Genomic DNA, 15,536 nt, shown 5'->3' on the forward strand with positions numbered 1-15,536 from the left:
CCGGGGCCTCGCTGTAGCCTCGCGGAAGACGCGGCGCAAGCTTACTCGGCGGCTTGCTTGACAGTGCCGCGCTCGGACGTCTCGTGGCCTTCGCCGTCATCCGAACGGCCCCAGCTGGAGAACCAGTTGTTGAGCTCGTCGAGATAGAGATAGACGACGGGCGTGGTGAACAGCGTCAGCGCCTGGCTGACGATCAGGCCGCCGACCATGGCATAGCCGAGCGGCTGGCGGATCTCGGCGCCGGTGCCGTGACCGAGCATCAAGGGCACGCCGCCGAGCAGCGCGGCCATCGTCGTCATCATGATGGGACGGAAGCGCAGCAGCGCAGCCTGGCGGATCGATTCCTCCGGCGTCTTGTGCTCGTCGCGTTCGGCGGCGATCGCAAAGTCGACCATCATGATGCCGTTCTTCTTCACGATGCCGATCAGGAGGATGATGCCGATCAAGGCAATGAGGCTGAAGTCGAAGCCGGCCGCCATCAGGATCGCGAGCGCGCCGACGCCGGCCGAGGGCAGCGTCGACAGAATCGTGATCGGATGGATGTAGCTCTCGTAGAGGATGCCGAGGATCAGGTAGACCACGACGAGCGCGGCGAGGATCAGTAGTGGCACCGTGCCGAGCGACTGCTGGAACGCCTGCGCGGTACCCTGGAAGCTCGAGTTGAGCGTCGGCGGCGCGCCGAGATCGGCCATCGCCTTCTGGACGGCCTCGGTCGCCTGGCCGAGCGCGACGCCTTGCGCGAGGTTGAAGCTTATCGTGATCGCCGGGAACTGGCCCTGGTGGCTGATCGAGAGCGGGCGGACCGGATCGGTGGTCCAGGTCGCGAACGTCGAGAGCGGCACTTGATCGCCCGTCAAAGGCGATTTCAGATAGAGCTTGTTGAGGCTGTCGAGATTGCCCTGCATCTCCGGCAGGATCTCCAGGATCACCTTGTAGGTGTTGAGCTGGGTGAAATACTGCGTGACCTGCCGCTGTCCGAAGGCGTCATACAGCGTGTCGTCGATCAGCTGCGGCTGGATGCCGTACCGTGCGGCGGTGTCGCGGTTGATCCTGAGCTGGACGGTGGTGCCCTGGGTCTGCTGGTCGGTCGCGACGTCGCGCAGCTCCGGCAGCGTCTGCATCTTGGCGAGGATCTTGGGCGCCCATTCGTTGAGCTCGTCCAGATTGGCGTCCTGCAGCGTGAATTCGAACTGCGTGCGCGTCGGCCGCCCGCCGAGCCGCACGTCCTGGGCCGCCTGCATGTAGAGGCGGGCGCCCTCGACCTTGTCGAACTGGGGACGCAGCCGCGCGATGATCTGCTGCGCGGAGGCCTCGCGCTGGTCGCGAGGCTTCAGCGTGATGAAGATGTTGCCGTTGTTGCCGGCGCGGCCGCTGCCGCCGATCGACATGGCAACACTGGCAACGTCGGGATCGGCCAGGATGATCTTGCCGAGCTGTTCCTGGCGCCGGACCATCTCCCTGAACGAGATATCCTGCGAGGCTTCCGAGGTGGCGGTGATCAGGCCGACATCCTGCTGCGGGAAGAAACCTTTCGGGATCAGGACGAACAGGTAGATCGACAGTCCGAGAGTGGCGAAGAAGATCGTGAGCGTGGTGCGCCGCCAGGCCAGGGCGTGATCCAGAACGTATTCGTAGCCGCGCAGCATCGCGTCGAAGGCGCGCTCGCTCCACTGATAGAAGCGGCCGTGCTGCACCTCGCCATGGGCGCGCAGGAAGCGCGAGGCCATCATCGGCGTCAGGGTCAGCGACACGAACATCGAGACGAAGATGGTCATCGCCAGCACGACGGCGAATTCGCGGAACAGGCGCCCGATGATGCCGCCCATCAGGAGCAGCGGGATCAGCACCGCGACCAGCGAGATGCTGATCGACACGATGGTGAAACCGATTTCCTTCGAACCGCGGAAGGCCGCCGCCATCGGCGATTCGCCTTCCTCGATGTAGCGCGTGATGTTCTCGAGCATCACGATGGCATCGTCGACCACGAATCCGACCGCGATGGTGAGCGCCATCAGCGACAGATTGTCGAGCGAATAGCCGGCGACCCACATCAGGGCGCAGGCGCCGAGTAGCGCGAGCGGAACCGTGATGGTCGGAATGACCGTGGCCCAGAAGCTGCGCAGGAAGATGAAGATGACCATGACCACGAGGGCGATGGTCAGCAGCAGCGTGAACTGGACGTCCTCGACCGCGGCGCGGATGGTCGTGGTGCGGTCGCTGATGAGCTCGATCTTGATCGCGGGTGGGATCGCCGCCACGAGGCGAGGCAGGGTCGCCTTGATCCTGTCGACGGTCTCGATGACGTTGGCGCCGGGTTGCTTGAAGATCACCAGGAACACGCCGCGCTTGCCGTTCGCCCAGGCCGCCTGCTTGGCGTCTTCGGCGGCACTGACCGCCTGGCCGATGTCCCGGATTCGCAACGGAGCGCCGTTCCGATAGGCGATGATGACGTCGTTCCAGTCCTTCGCGTGCGTGAGCTGGTCGTTGGCGTAGATCGTATAGGCGCGCTTCTCACCGTCGATATTGCCCTTGGGGCTGTCGACCGTGGTGATCGCGATCTGGCTGCGGACGTCCTCCATCGACAGGCCCTTGGCGACCAGCTTCGCGGGATCGACCTGGACGCGGATGGAGGGTTTCTGCTGGCCGCCGATGAAGACCTGCGCCACGCCCGACAGCTGACTGATCTGCTGGGCGAGCTGGGCGTCGACCGCGTCGCTGACGCTGGTCAGAGGCAGTGTCTCCGACGTCGCCGAAAGCAACAGGATCGGCGCGTCGGCCGGGTTGACCTTGCGGTAGGTCGGCGGTGAAGGGAGGTTCTTCGGCAATTGGCCGCTGGCGGCGTTGATGGCGCCCTGCACGTCGTTGGCGGCGCCGTCGATGCTGCGGTTGAGGTCGAACTGAATGGTGATCGACGCGGTGCCGAGATAACTCGTCGAGGTCATCTGGGCGATGCCGGGTATCTGGGCGAACTGGCGCTCCAGCGGCTGGGCCACGGACGAAGCCATCGTCTCGGGGCTGCCGCCCGGCAGATTGGCGGTGATCTGGATGGTCGGGAAGTCGACCTGCGGCAGCGGTGCGACCGGAAGCAGGGGATAGGCGACGAGACCGACAAAGAGGATGCCGGCCATCAGCAGCGAGGTGCCGATGGGATAACGGATGAAAGGTGCCGAAATCCCGCCCTCGGTCATTCCTGTCGTACCTTATTCTGGGCCGGGTTCGAGCTCGCCACCGTCGTCGAGACGAGGCTTCCGGGCTGCACCTTGAACTGGCCGCCGGTGATCACCTGCTGCCCGGGCGTCAGCCCTTCTTCGATGACCGAACGACCATCGATGGCGTAGCTGACCTTGATCTTGTGCACCTCGGCCTTGTTGTCCTGATTGACGGTATAGGCATAGAGGCCGTTGGTGGAATGCTGGACCGCGTCATCCGGAACCACGGTCGCGTCCTTCAGCGTCCGCACCAGAAGCCGCGTCGAGACCGATTGGCCCGGCCACAGCGTGTGGTCCTTGTTGTCGAATACGGCTTTGAGCCGGATCGTCCCACTGGTGGTGTCGACCTGGTTGTTGATGACCGCAAGCTTGCCCTCGGCCAGCGTCTTCTTGCCGTCGGTGGTGAAGGCGATCACCTTGAGCGCGCCGGACTTCTGGCCCTCGCTGATGTAAGGAAGCTGGTCTTCCGGCGCCGTGAAGATCACGGCGATCGGCTCGACCTGCGAAATCATGACGATGCCCGTCTGTGTCGAGGCATTGACGATGTTGCCGATGTCGACCTGGCGCAGGCCCGCGACGCCGGTGATCGGCGCCTTGACCTGCGTGTAGTCGAGCTGGGTCTGGGCGTTGGCGATCGCGGCTTCGTCGGCGGCAATCTGGGCGGTGAGCTGGGCGACGGTCGAGCGCTGGGTGTCGACCCGCTGTGCGGTCGCGAATTCGCCCAGCTTCATGGCGCGCTGAAGCTCGAGATTGGCGTTGGCGAGGTTCGCCTCGTCCTGCGCCTTCTTGGCCTTGGCCTGGTCGAGCGCGGCTTGATAGGGACGGGGATCGATCGAGACCAGAAGCTCGCCCTGCTGGACGATCTGGCCCTCCTTGAAGGCGAGCTTGTCGATCTGGCCGTCCACGCGCGTCCGGACCTGCACGGTGTTGAAACCCTGAACCGTGCCGAGACCGGTCAGGTAGACCGGGAAGTCGGCCTTCTGGACCGGCGTAACGCTCACCGGGACGGCGGCGGGGCGGGGTGGGCCTTTCTGGGCGGTCTGGGCCTTTCCGGCTTCGGGACCGAATTTCTGCCAACCATAGTAACCCGCGGAGGCCACGGCCGCGATGATCAGAAGCCAGAGGATCGGCCGGGACTTTTTCATGTCGTCTCGTGTCGGCTCGTATGCCCTCAGCTTACGAATTATAGGGCAATCGCAGGGTTCCAGCGCGTTTGTATAATACACGCCAAGTTCCAGTGTAAACAGCACTATCCGTCGAGAATCCTAAACAATTGGAAAGCTTTGCACCGTCTGGGCAATGGTCTGGCGCGGCCGTGTGCAGTGCTGCATTTTCCCGGCCAGGTCGATCGGCGGGCAACTCTTGTGCGACACCCGCGGACGGTGTGCTCAAGTCCGAACGGCATCGCGCCGCGCCACCGCGCGATGCCGCTGACGAGAACGGTTCTAAATCGCGCGGACGCCGTTTCGGTTGTCAGCAATTTCGGCATCGTCCATATCGGCGCCGCCACCAATGGAGCGCAGGATGGACGAACTGAACGGCAAGCTGATCGCGTGTCAGATTCTGATCACGGGATTGATCGCGCGTGTGGCCAACGAGCAGCGCGATCCCTTGCGCTTCCTCACCGACTTCCGAGACGAGATCAAGGCCGTCGTGAACGGCGTCAACATCGCCGGCATGGACAGCACCGATCGCGTGCGCGCCGTTGCGCAGAAAACGGTCGACGAATTGTTTTCGCTGATGAAGCCGCCGAGCAGTGATTGATGCTGAGCGAGACTGCGGATTGCGCAGCATTCGACGCTGTCTCTTAGAACGAATCCAATCTCAGTTTAGAACGGTTTCAAACTCCAGTTTAGAATTGTTTTGATCTGGACGGATTCAAGCGTTCTTGCGAGGCACTCGCATTGACCCGCTATTTTGCGGCCGATACCAACAACTCATCGTTCATCGAAGTGAATGAGCGAACAGGAAGATGGGGCGTTGGGTAATGGGGCAGGTGGTGGCACCGAGGTCGTTGCGTTCGGTCGCAGCATTCGATCTGGTGGATGAAAAATTCGCGGGCGTTTCCGGCAAGAAGGTCTCCGCGGTTGCAAGCTTGATTGCGGTGGCGTCGGTGTCGAGTGGGGCGCAGGCGCAGCAGTCGAACCTGCCGCCGGTGACGGTCGACGCGCCTGTCGAGCGGCCGCGTCCGACGGCGTCGAAGCCCTCGCCGGAGCAGATCCGGGCGCGCAACGCAATTCGTCGCGCCGCGCAGCGCGAGCAGACGGCCCAGCAGGCGGCGCCGACTGCGCCGTCGGATGCTCCCGACGGCAATCCCTATGCCGATCCGGCCGCGCCCTACAAGGTCGACCACGTCCAGGCCTCGGGCAAGTTTCCCGAGAAGATGCTGAACACGCCCAAGAGCATCACGGTGCTCAGCAAGGAAGTGCTCGAGGACAAGAACGCGACGACGCTGAAGGAGATCGGGCGCTCGACCGCGGGCGTGACGCTGGGCTCGGGCGAGGGCGGCAACGCGTTCGGCGACCGCTTCTTCATTCGCGGCTTCGACGCGCGCAACGACGTCTTCATCGACGGCATCCGCGATCCCGCCGTTTCCATCCGCGAGAACTTCTTCACCGAGCAGATCGAGATCCTGCGCGGGCCGGCATCGTCCTACGCTGGACGCGGCACCGCCGGCGGCGCCATCAACATCGTCACCAAGCAGGCCGGCGACGTCAACTTCAAGCGCATGGACACCGAGTTCGGCACCGATCGGACCAAGCGCGTCACGCTCGACGTCAACCAGGTGATCGATCCGACCTTCTCGGTGCGCACCGGCGGCCTGTTCCAGGATGCCGAGGTCGCCGGACGCGATCACGTCACCGACAATCGCTGGGGCACTTTCATCTCGACCAAGTACACCCCGACCGCCGACCTCAAGATCACGACCAACTACGTCCATACCGACCTCAGCGGCTATCCTGACTTCGGCGTGCCCTACTACAAGCAGGGCAATGTGCCGGTGACGTCGGCCGGCATCCCGCGCGGAAACTGGTACGGCTTCCTCAACCGAGACTTCCAGACCGCGCGGCAGGATTTCGGCACCGGCACGATCGAGTACAAGGTCAACGATGCCATCACACTGACCAGCAAGGTGCGCGGCGAGCATTCGCTGCTCAACTACATCGGCACGCTGCCGCAGAACCCGATCACGACCAGTCCCAATCCGCTGCTCTGGACCACGACGGCGAGCGCGCAGAGCCGCTACCAGAACGTCGACGTGTGGGCCAATCAGAACGAGGCCACGTTCAAGCTCGACACCGGCGGGGTCAAGCACACCGCGGTGTTCGGCGTCGAATATTCCAACGAGAACATCTCGATCGACCGCTATGCCGGCCTTGCGTCGGAACTGTCCGGCTCGCCCTTCACGAGCTCCGGCGCGGTGACCGGGGTCAATCTCTACGCCCCGCAATACACCTACATTCCGTTCGGCATTCCCTCGCTGCTCGGAAACCCGACGCGCTACGGCGTCAACACCAGCAGCGTGTATGTCATGGATACCGCGAACTGGCAGGACACGATCATCGTCAATGGCGGCGTGCGCTACGACGGTTACAGCCAGAGCGCGTCGAACAATTCGAGCTTCGTGAAGCAGAACGCGGATCTCGTGAACTACAATGTCGGCCTGGTCTAAAAGCCGATGTCGATCGGCAGCATCTATGCAGCCTATGCGACCTCGGCCAATCCGTTCGGTTCGGAGCTTGACGCGACCGGCACCGATTACGGCGGTGTTCCCCCCAACTCGACCCTCCTGCTCGGGCCGGAGCGCAACAAGGCGGTCGAGCTCGGCACCAAATGGGAGCTCGCCGACCGCCACCTGCTGGTGACCGGCGCGCTGTTCCAGACCACCAAGGACAACGCGCGCGAGACCGTCAATGGCCTGCTGACGTCGGGCGCTGCCTACAGGATCCAGGGCATCGACATCGAAGCCGAGGGCAAGATCACCGATCGCTGGAGCATCTTCGGCGGCCTGGTGCTGATGCAGTCCAAGGTCACGCAGAGCGGCGTCGCCTCGAATATCGGCCTGCAGCTCGCCAACGTCGCCCACCAGTCGTTCAGCATGCTGACCAAGTACAAATTCGACGGCGGCTGGGAGCTCGGCGGGCAGGCGGTGTACCGCTCGAAGGTTTACGGCGGCACGTTTGCGGCCAACACCAACGAGCTGCCGAGCTATTGGCGCTTCGATGCGTTCGTCGAGAAGAAGATCGACCAGAACTGGACCATGAAGTTCTACGCGCAGAACCTGACCAACAAGCTCTATTACGACTCGTTCTACCGCAGCAACGTCCCCTTCGTGGCGGTCGCGCCGGGACGGGCCTTCTACCTCGTGACGACGGCGAAGTTCTGATCATGTTGACGTGCTTGCCTGGCGTTCTCAGCAAGGAAGATGTGGCGGATTTCCGCCGCATCATGGACGCCAGCGAATGGGAAGACGGGCGGTCGACTGCCGGCGCGCAGTCGGCCATGGTCAAGCGCAACGAGCAATTGCCTGCGGATAGCGAGGTCGCGCGCAGGCTCGGCAACCGCATCATCTCGGCGCTGACGTCCAACCCGCGCTTCATCGCGGCGGCGATCCCGCTCCAGATCTTCCCGCCGTTGTTCAACCGCTATGCGGCGAGCGGCGGCCATCATTTCGGCCTGCATGTCGACAATGCGATCCGGGGCGATCGCCTGACCGGCCTTCGCATCCGCACAGACCTGTCGGTCACGCTGTTTCTCGCCGAGCCGGAAGAGTATGACGGTGGCGAACTTGTGATCGAGGATACCTACGGCTCCCACGAAGTGAAGTTGCCAGCCGGCGACTGCGTGCTCTATCCCTCGACCAGCCTCCATCTCGTCACCCCCGTGACCAGGGGAACGCGGGTTGCGTCTTTCTTCTGGCTTCAGAGCATGATACGGGACGATCAAGCCCGGAGCATGATCTTTGACCTCGACACCGCGATACAGGCGCTGGTGGAACGGCTCGGGCGTGACGATCCCGAAACGGTCAAATTGACGGGTATCTATCACAACCTCATTCGCTACTGGGCCGAAGTATGAAGATCATGTCCTTCCAAGCAAGCCTTGCCGCAGCCGCGATGCTGGCGGCCGCCTGGCTCGCATCCCCCGCTGCCGCCCAGACGCAAACCGCGCCCGCACCGGCGCAATCGGCGGCTCAGCCGTCTGCGGCCAGCCCGGCGCCCGGGGCGACAGTGCCCGGTGCCCCGGCGCCTGCGGCCTCGGCGGCAACCGTTCCGGCCGCTCCGACGGCGCCCCCCGCGGCCACTGTCTCGACGACCGCAAAGCCCGACGCGGCGGCCATTGCGCCGGCGATGAAGGAATTGTCGCCCTGGGTCATGTTCATGTCGGCCGACGTCATCGTGAAGGCGGTGATGATCGGGCTTGCCTTCGCATCGCTGATGACCTGGACCGTCTTCATCGCCAAGTCGATCGAGCTCTCGGTTGCCTCCGCCAAGCTTCGTTCGGCATTGAAGAAAATTGCCGAGACGCGCTCCCTTGCCGAAGCGCAAATGGCGCTCGGCGCCAAGGAGGGCATCCTGCCGTCCTTCCTGGCAGCGGCCCTGCGCGAGGCCCGGATGTCGGCCGGCCTGTCCAGCGACGCCGGCATCAAGGAGCGCGCGGCCTCCAGCTTCTCCGAGATCGTGCGCGCCGAGGCGCGGCGCATCCGGATCGGCATGGGCGTGCTTGCGACCGTCGGCTCGACGTCGCCCTTCGTCGGCCTGTTCGGCACGGTCTGGGGCATCATGAACAGCTTCATCGGCATCTCGAAGTCGCAGACCACGAACCTTGCCGTGGTCGCGCCCGGCATCGCCGAGGCGCTGCTCGCCACCGCGATCGGCCTCGTCGCGGCGATCCCTGCGGTCATCATCTACAACCACTTCTCGCGCGTGACGAAGAGCTATCTCGAGCTCGTCAGCCGCGCCTCGGGGGCGGCGGCGCGGCTGCTCTCGCGCGACCTCGACCGCAGCCACGGCAGCGTGCACTCGCGCGCAGCGGAGTGAACCATGGCCGTTTCGCTCGCAGACAATGACGACGACGACGATTTCTCGGAAACGCATGACATCAACGTCACGCCGTTTATCGACGTCATCCTGGTTCTGCTGATCATCTTCATGGTCGCGGCCCCGCTTTCCACGGTCGATCTGCCGATCGATCTGCCGACGTCGAGCGCGACGCCGCAGAAGAAGCCGGACAAGCCGACCTATCTCAGCATCAAGCCGGATCTGACGCTTGCGATCGGGGAAAACCCGGTACACCGGACCGAGCTGATCGGGACGCTCGACGGGATGTCCGACATGAGCAAGGACAAGTACGTCTTCCTGCGCGCCGACAAGTCGGTACCGTATGGGGAGTTGATGGGAGTCATGGAGCTGTTGCGCTCGGGTGGTTATACGCGGGTGAAGCTGGTGGCGCTGGAAGGCGCCCCGGGAGCGCCCGCGGCAGGCGCCGCTCAGCCTTGAGAAGACGCGCGATGTCGGACGAACTCAAACCATCCCGGAAGCTCTGGATCCTGGCGGCGGTGGCGGCGCTTGCGCTCCATCTGGGTGGTGCTGCGCTCGCGCTGGCCCATCTGCGGGTCGATGACGACGGCGACGGCCTGGGGGCGGCTGGTGCGGAGTTCGCGGTGGAGATGACCTCGCCGCCGGTTCAAGAGTCCAATCTGCCCCTCGCGCCTACGGAGTCGGATGAGTCGGAAGAGCGCCCGGCGCTGCCCGAACAGAAGACCGAGGTGAAGGAGTCGGATCTTCCCCAGGACCGGCCGCAACAGGTCGAGGAGGCCGATCGTCTCGTTACCGAGAACAAGACGAAGAAGGAACAGGACGACGAGCCGAAGCTGGCCGCGGTTGAAACGCCGGCCATGGAGGCGTCCCAGAAGTCGGTTGCAGCGGATCGGCAGACTTTCGAAGACGCCATCCGCGAAGGCGAGAAGGCCATGGCGCCGGTGCTTGGCATCGGCAAGGACCTGCTGAAGCTGACGGCGGACTGGAACCGCAAGATCAGCGCGCATCTTGCAGCGCACAAAGTCAATCCCGAGGGCAAGGAGCCCAAGGACCAGACGGCAAAGGTGAGCTTCGCGCTAAACCGGAGAGGCAACGTGATTTCGGTCGATGTCGTGGAATCGTCCGGAGATGCCGCTTACGATGCCGCTGCGATCTCCATGGTCCACAAGTCCGATCCGTTTCCGGTACCACCCAACGAGCTGACCGAGGAGCGGTTCGAGCGCACCGTCGAGATCAAGTTCAAGCCGCGTGACGAGAAGAAAAAGAAGACGGCCGCTCAGCGCCAGTAGAGTCGGATCGCGACATAGACCACGACCAGGCAGGCGAAAATCAGCGCCACCGGCAGCGGCCGTTTCTGGGCTCCAGCGAATGCTCCCGCCCGGAAGGAGGCGGACCGCTTCGGGGCCGGTGCCGGGCGGCGGAAGGCGGTAACATTGTCCTGCGCCGTTTCAGGCGGACGGGAGCGGACGTCGGGCGCGGTTCCTCCGCCGCCCATTTCGGCATAATAGGCCTTGTAGATTGCGCCAATGGTGGCCTCGGTGGCCTCGCCCTCGCTCGCCTGTGTCAGGAGGTTCTGATAGCTCGCCAGGAACTCCTGGGCCTCCGGAGGCAAGGCGGACGCCCCATTGAGTTTGGCCATCATCTTCCATGTGGCGAAATCGGCGCGGGCGCGGGTGTCGGCGCGTCGCGCGATCAGCATATCGGCAGCTTTGACCAAGTCGGCCTCTGGCCCTTCGGCTTGTGTTCGGGGTTCGCTGTTCAACTACGCATTGCCGGTCAGGAAGAGAACAGCCTGAATCACATGACCGGTCCACGTCCGCAGTATTGCTGAAATAACATCAAGATTTAGACCGAACTGCGAGCCCGCCAGCGGCAGCAGGATCAACAGGCCGATCAGGATCAGCATCCCGAATGGCTCGAGCCGGGCCAACGGCAAGGCGAGGGGGCCGGGCAGCAGCCCGACCGCGACGCGCCCGCCATCGAGCGGCGGGATCGGCATCATGTTGAAGACGGCAAGGATGGCGTTGATGATCAGTGCATTCTTGAGGTTGTCGGCGACCCATTTCGCCGAGCTGGCCGGCACGAGGGGCAGGGCGTGGAAGGCGAGGGCCGCGGCCAGCGCCAGCAGGATGTTGGTGACGGGCCCCGCAAGGGCCACCCAGACCATGCCCAGCCTGGGGTTGTTCAGCTTGCGGAAGTTCACCGGCACCGGCTTGGCGTATCCGAACAGAAACGGCGAATGCGCGAACAGCAGCATCGCCGGGAGGATCAGGGTGCCGAACGGATCGATATGCCTGATGGGATTGAAGCTGACGCGGCCGAGCTGCGCGGCCGTGTTGTCGCGGAGCCGATCCGCGACGAAGGCGTGCGCAGCCTCGTGAAAAGTGATGGCGAGCACCAGCGGCAGCACCCAGACGGAGAGGTCATAGAAGGAAATGTTCACGGCTCGTTGATCCCGGTTCGCTCGCGGCCTTGCAGCCGTTCCAGCCAAACCGGCGGTGCAGCAACGCTTCAGTTCAACATAGGGTGGCCGGGTCCGGAATGCCACGCCGCAGATGATCCGCCAGCAGCGCCGCCGGGAGCGACAGCTTACGCGCGCAATGGAGGCGGATGTCCGCGGCCGGCAGCGGCGGCAGGCCGTCGTGCTCCGACAGGACGCGCAGACGAGGCGGCAGGACACCGGCCTTCACGACGGTGATGGCAAGGCTCTGGGCTGCGATCGCCTCCACCGCTGCAAGCGTCTGGCTGATAAAGGCGAGGCGCCAGGGCCGGCCGGCGGCATCGAGCGCGTCCGCGGCCCATTGCCGGAACAGGCAGCCGGGTGGGTAGAGTGCGAGGGGCAGCGCGTCGTGCGGTGGCCCGACTGAATACGAGGCGGCCGCAGCCCACACCGCCTGCTCGCGTCGCAGCAACTCGCCGTCGCCGCGTCCCGCCGGGTGCATGGCGATGACGAGGTCGTAGGCCTCGCCGAGCCGGGCCGGCATCGTCGCGGTCAGCCCGGTCTCGATCTCGACCCGGATCTCCGGACGGCTCCTGGCGAATTGCGCCAGCAATGGCGGAATGACGATCGTGCCGTAGTCGTCCATCACGCCGAGGCGGACCACGGCTTCGTGCTTGCGCGCGCAGAGCGCATCGACGGCCTCTGCATTGAGGTCGAGCAGCCGCTTCGCATAGACGAGGAGTTGGTCGCCTGCTGCAGTCAGTGCAACGCCGGCCCTGGTGCGTTGGAACAGTTTTGCGCCGAGCCGTTCTTCCAGGCGCCTGATCTGGACGCTGACCGCGGATTGCGTCCGGTTGAGCGTCATGGCGGCGCGCGTGAAGGAGCGATGCTCGGCGACGGCGGCGAAGGCCTTCAGCAGATCAGGATCGAGAACGGGTGCGGTCATGACGAAAACTTATCCTGGCATGACGGAAATTCCATTACCTGTTTGGGCGCGCCTCGTATGCTGGTTTCAAAGCATCAAAGGGAGCAAGCATGGGCGAGATCTCCGGCGTTCTGGCGGCGGTGCTGTCGAGCGGCCTCGGCGGCACCTCGATCGGCGCGACGCGCTATCTCGTGGGCAGCATCGATCCGCTGGCGATCGGCTCGTTCCGGTTCGGCATCGGCTTCCTCCTGCTGTTACCTCTCACGGTGCTGCGCGGCGATCGTTGGCCGGAACGAGGCGACTGGGCCGCCGCCATCGCGCTCGGCATCCTGTTCTTTGCGCTGTTCCCGATCCTGTTTAACGCGTCGCTGATGTTCACGACCGCCGCGCGCGGCGCGCTCGCTCTGTCGACCCTTCCGCTGTTGTCGCTCGTGATCGGCGCAGCTCTCGGCGTCGAGGCCCTGACCTGGCGCAAGTCGGTCGGCGTCGTGATCGCGACGGCTGGCGTTGCGGTCGCGCTGCTCTCCGACCTGGCCTCCGCGCCATCCGGCGCCTGGCGGGGCGATCTCCTGATGATGGCGGCGGCGCTGTGCATGGCGCTCTACGGCATCTGGTCGAAGCCGCTGATCCGGCGCTCCGGCCCGATCGGTTTCACGACCATGAGCATGGCGGCGGGCGCCGTCTGCCTGATCCTGCTCTCCTATGTCCGCGGCAGCTTTGCACCGGTTGCCGGCTTCGGCGCGCCGCAATGGTTGGCGGCTGCTTATCTCGGTGCCTTCGGCGCGGCGCTCACCTTCTATCTCTGGGCCTTCGCGCTGGAGCGTACGACACCGACGCGCGTTGCGATCTCGGTGACGGTCAATCCGATCACGGCCTCGCTGGTCGGAGCCTGGCTGCTGAACGAACCGCTGCGCTGGAATCTGGCGGCCGGCATCGTCGCGGTTTTCGCCGGAATCTGGATCGCGACGACGACGGGACGGCGCGCTCAGATGGCGAGGGCGCCCGTGTCAGGCCAAGTCTGACATCAGGCCGGGATCGTCCCCGGATATTGCGTCAGACCGTCGTCGAGCTTGAGCCAGGCGGGCTTCTCCGAGACCCAGATGTGCTCGGTCGGCGCGAAGGCGTTGCGATCGTCGAACACCGAGAGCGCGACGCCGGCCAGCGTGCCGTTGCGCCGCCACGCGAACAGGCGGGGGCCGCAGCGCTTGCAGAACACGCGGTCGATGTTCTCGGACGATGCATAGCGCGCCGTGTCACCCTCGACGGTCAGCGCGCGCTGGTCGAACTGCGCCCGGGCGAAGAAAGGCGAGCCCATCGCCTTCTGACAGAGGCGGCAATGGCAGATGCGGACGTTGAGCGGTTCACCCTCCGCCTTGAACCGCACCGCGCCGCACAGGCAGCCACCTTCCCGGATCATGCTGTCCTCAATAAGTCGCGCGTCCGCCGGAAATGTCGAATACCGCGCCGGTGGAGAAGGCACAATCTTCGGATGCAAGCCATGCCACCATCGCGGCGAGTTCTTCCACCAGCACGAAGCGCGCCTTCGGGATCTTCGACAGCATGAAGTCGATATGCTGCTGCGTCATCTGGTCGAAGATCGCGGTCTTCGCGGCGGCCGGTGTCACCGCGTTGACGAGGATGTCATGTGCGGCGAGCTCCTTGCCGAGCGACTTCGTCAGCGCGATCAGGCCGGCCTTGGAGGCCGAATAGTGCGCGGCGTTCGGATTGCCCTCCTTGCCGGCGATCGAGGCGATGTTCACGATGCGCCCGTATTTCTGCTTGAGCATCATGGGCACGATCGCCTTTGAGACGATGAAGGGGCCGTCGAGGTTGATGCGCAGCACCTTGCGCCATTCCTCGAGGTCGGTCTCCCAGACGGGCTTGTTGACGCCGGCGATGCCGGCATTGTTGACGAGGATGTCGATCTTGCCGAACGCGGCCAGCGTCGCATCGCGGGCCCGCTCGACGGCCGCGGTGTCGGTGACGTCGACCTTGAAGACGCGGACGCTGTCGCCGATCTCCTTCGCGGTCTTCTCGGCCAAGGCGGCATCGAAATCCCAGATCGCGACCTTGGCGCCGGAGGCAACGAAGCGCTCGGTGATCGCGCGGCCAAAGCCCTGCGCGCCGCCGGTGACGATTGCGACGCGGCCGTTGAGGTCGATCTTGTTCATGCCCGGTGCCTCTGGTGTCAGAGCATGTAGCCGCCGTCGACGACGAGATCGACGCCGGTGGTGAAGGCGCTTTCGTCGCTGCCGAGATAGACCGCCAGGGCCGCGATCTCCTCGGCGGTGCCGAGCCGGCCCATTTTCTGGCGGGAGATGAACATCTCCTTGCCTTGCGGGCCTTGCGCGGCGGCGCGGTCGAGCATCGAGGGCGTCTCGACGGTGCCGGGGCAGATCGAGTTGCAGCGGATGCCCTTGGTGATGAAATCGAGCGCGACCGCGCGCGACAGCAGCGACACCGCCGCCTTCGACGAGCTGTAGACGTAGCGGTTTGCCGGCGGCCGCAGCGCCGCGCAGGACGAGATGTTCACGATGCTGCCGCCGCCGCCCGCGATCATGTCGGGCAGGAAGGCCTTGATGGTCCGGTGCATCGACTTGACGTTGAGGTCGAACGAAAAGTCAAAGTCCTCTTCGGAGCATTCCAGGATGGTGCCGTGGTGCACGAAGCCGGCGGCGTTGAGCAGGATGTCGATCTTGCCGATGCGCTTGGCAAAGGCGTTGACCTCGGCGGTGTTGCGGACGTCGAGCTTCGCGACCTCGGCGATGCCTTCCTTGGTCAGATCAGCGATGCCGGCTTCGTTGATGTCGGTGGCGATGACGGTTGCGCCTTCACGCGCGAATGCGATGGCGCATGCGCGCCCGATGCCTGCCGCGGCAGCCGTGACGACGGCGCGCTTTCCCTTGAGGCGGTCTGCCATT

Annotated in this window: 14 protein-coding genes and 1 pseudogene; 7 read left to right on the forward strand and 8 right to left on the reverse strand. The window is 64.6% G+C overall.

Features of this window, described 5'->3' with window-relative positions:
* Positions 1-41: 41 nt before the first annotated feature.
* Positions 42-3,188, reverse strand: a complete 3,147-nt coding sequence (locus tag X268_RS11665; protein ID WP_128925089.1) for a multidrug efflux RND transporter permease subunit — start codon at positions 3,186-3,188, stop codon at positions 42-44.
* The gene (locus X268_RS11670) at positions 3,185-4,354 is read right to left on the reverse strand and encodes an efflux RND transporter periplasmic adaptor subunit (RefSeq protein ID WP_164937675.1); all 1,170 of its coding nucleotides are present in this window, start codon (positions 4,352-4,354) and stop codon (positions 3,185-3,187) included. The genes X268_RS11665 and X268_RS11670 overlap by 4 nt, the downstream gene beginning before the upstream one ends.
* Positions 4,355-4,733: 379 nt before the next feature.
* On the opposite strand from X268_RS11670, the gene X268_RS11675 reads away from it, so the two are divergent.
* The 6 genes and pseudogenes from X268_RS11675 to X268_RS11700 all read left to right on the forward strand — a co-directional run bounded on the left by X268_RS11675 (position 4,734) and on the right by X268_RS11700 (position 10,539).
* Positions 4,734-4,973: a hypothetical protein gene (locus X268_RS11675; RefSeq protein ID WP_027571757.1), complete on the forward strand. Its 240-nt coding sequence runs from the start codon at positions 4,734-4,736 to the stop codon at positions 4,971-4,973.
* 223 nt (positions 4,974-5,196) lie between these two features.
* Positions 5,197-7,596: pseudogene (locus tag X268_RS11680) on the forward strand (TonB-dependent receptor).
* Positions 7,597-7,598: 2 nt separating this feature from the next.
* On the forward strand, positions 7,599-8,288 hold the full coding sequence (locus X268_RS11685; RefSeq protein ID WP_128925090.1) for a Fe2+-dependent dioxygenase: 690 nt from the start codon (positions 7,599-7,601) through the stop codon (positions 8,286-8,288).
* Complete coding sequence (gene exbB / locus X268_RS11690; RefSeq protein WP_128925091.1) at positions 8,285-9,250, forward strand: tonB-system energizer ExbB; 966 nt, start codon at positions 8,285-8,287, stop codon at positions 9,248-9,250. The genes X268_RS11685 and exbB overlap by 4 nt, the downstream gene beginning before the upstream one ends.
* Positions 9,251-9,253: 3 nt before the next feature.
* Positions 9,254-9,709 carry a TonB system transport protein ExbD gene (gene exbD / locus X268_RS11695; protein WP_128925092.1) on the forward strand — a complete coding sequence of 152 codons (456 nt, stop codon included), beginning with the start codon at positions 9,254-9,256 and terminating at the stop codon, positions 9,707-9,709.
* Positions 9,710-9,720: 11 nt separating this feature from the next.
* Positions 9,721-10,539: a TonB family protein gene (locus tag X268_RS11700; RefSeq protein WP_128925093.1), complete on the forward strand. Its 819-nt coding sequence runs from the start codon at positions 9,721-9,723 to the stop codon at positions 10,537-10,539.
* Here X268_RS11700 and X268_RS11705 read toward each other — a convergent pair.
* The 3 genes from X268_RS11705 to X268_RS11715 form a co-directional block, all read right to left on the reverse strand.
* Positions 10,527-10,949, reverse strand: a complete 423-nt coding sequence (locus X268_RS11705) for a type 2 periplasmic-binding domain-containing protein (RefSeq protein ID WP_128929227.1) — start codon at positions 10,947-10,949, stop codon at positions 10,527-10,529. The two genes, X268_RS11700 and X268_RS11705, sit on opposite strands and share 13 nt — an antisense overlap.
* 63 nt (positions 10,950-11,012) lie before the next feature.
* Complete coding sequence (locus tag X268_RS11710) at positions 11,013-11,693, reverse strand: site-2 protease family protein (RefSeq protein ID WP_128925094.1); 681 nt, start codon at positions 11,691-11,693, stop codon at positions 11,013-11,015.
* Positions 11,694-11,766: 73 nt separating this feature from the next.
* Positions 11,767-12,636 carry a LysR family transcriptional regulator gene (locus X268_RS11715; RefSeq protein ID WP_128925095.1) on the reverse strand — a complete coding sequence of 290 codons (870 nt, stop codon included), beginning with the start codon at positions 12,634-12,636 and terminating at the stop codon, positions 11,767-11,769.
* A gap of 89 nt (positions 12,637-12,725) precedes the next feature.
* Between X268_RS11715 and X268_RS11720 the strand changes: the two genes are divergently transcribed.
* Positions 12,726-13,637: a DMT family transporter gene (locus tag X268_RS11720; RefSeq protein WP_128925096.1), complete on the forward strand. Its 912-nt coding sequence runs from the start codon at positions 12,726-12,728 to the stop codon at positions 13,635-13,637.
* A 2-nt stretch (positions 13,638-13,639) separates the two neighbouring features.
* Here X268_RS11720 and X268_RS11725 read toward each other — a convergent pair whose 3' ends face one another.
* Genes X268_RS11725 through X268_RS11735 form a run of 3 tightly spaced genes read right to left on the reverse strand, consistent with a single transcriptional unit; the run spans position 13,640 to position 15,535 of the window.
* A complete protein-coding gene (locus tag X268_RS11725; RefSeq protein ID WP_128925097.1) occupies positions 13,640-14,032 on the reverse strand; it encodes a GFA family protein in 393 nt (130 codons plus the stop codon).
* Positions 14,033-14,039: 7 nt separating this feature from the next.
* Positions 14,040-14,786, reverse strand: coding sequence for an SDR family NAD(P)-dependent oxidoreductase (locus tag X268_RS11730; protein ID WP_128925098.1), 747 nt, complete (start codon positions 14,784-14,786; stop codon positions 14,040-14,042).
* Positions 14,787-14,803: 17 nt separating this feature from the next.
* Positions 14,804-15,535: an SDR family oxidoreductase gene (locus X268_RS11735; RefSeq protein ID WP_164937676.1), complete on the reverse strand. Its 732-nt coding sequence runs from the start codon at positions 15,533-15,535 to the stop codon at positions 14,804-14,806.
* Between the last annotated feature and the right edge of the window lies 1 nt (position 15,536).

Origin of the sequence: Bradyrhizobium guangxiense (assembly GCF_004114915.1) — a bacterium.
In the GTDB taxonomy this organism is placed as follows: Bacteria; Pseudomonadota; Alphaproteobacteria; order Rhizobiales; family Xanthobacteraceae; genus Bradyrhizobium; species Bradyrhizobium guangxiense.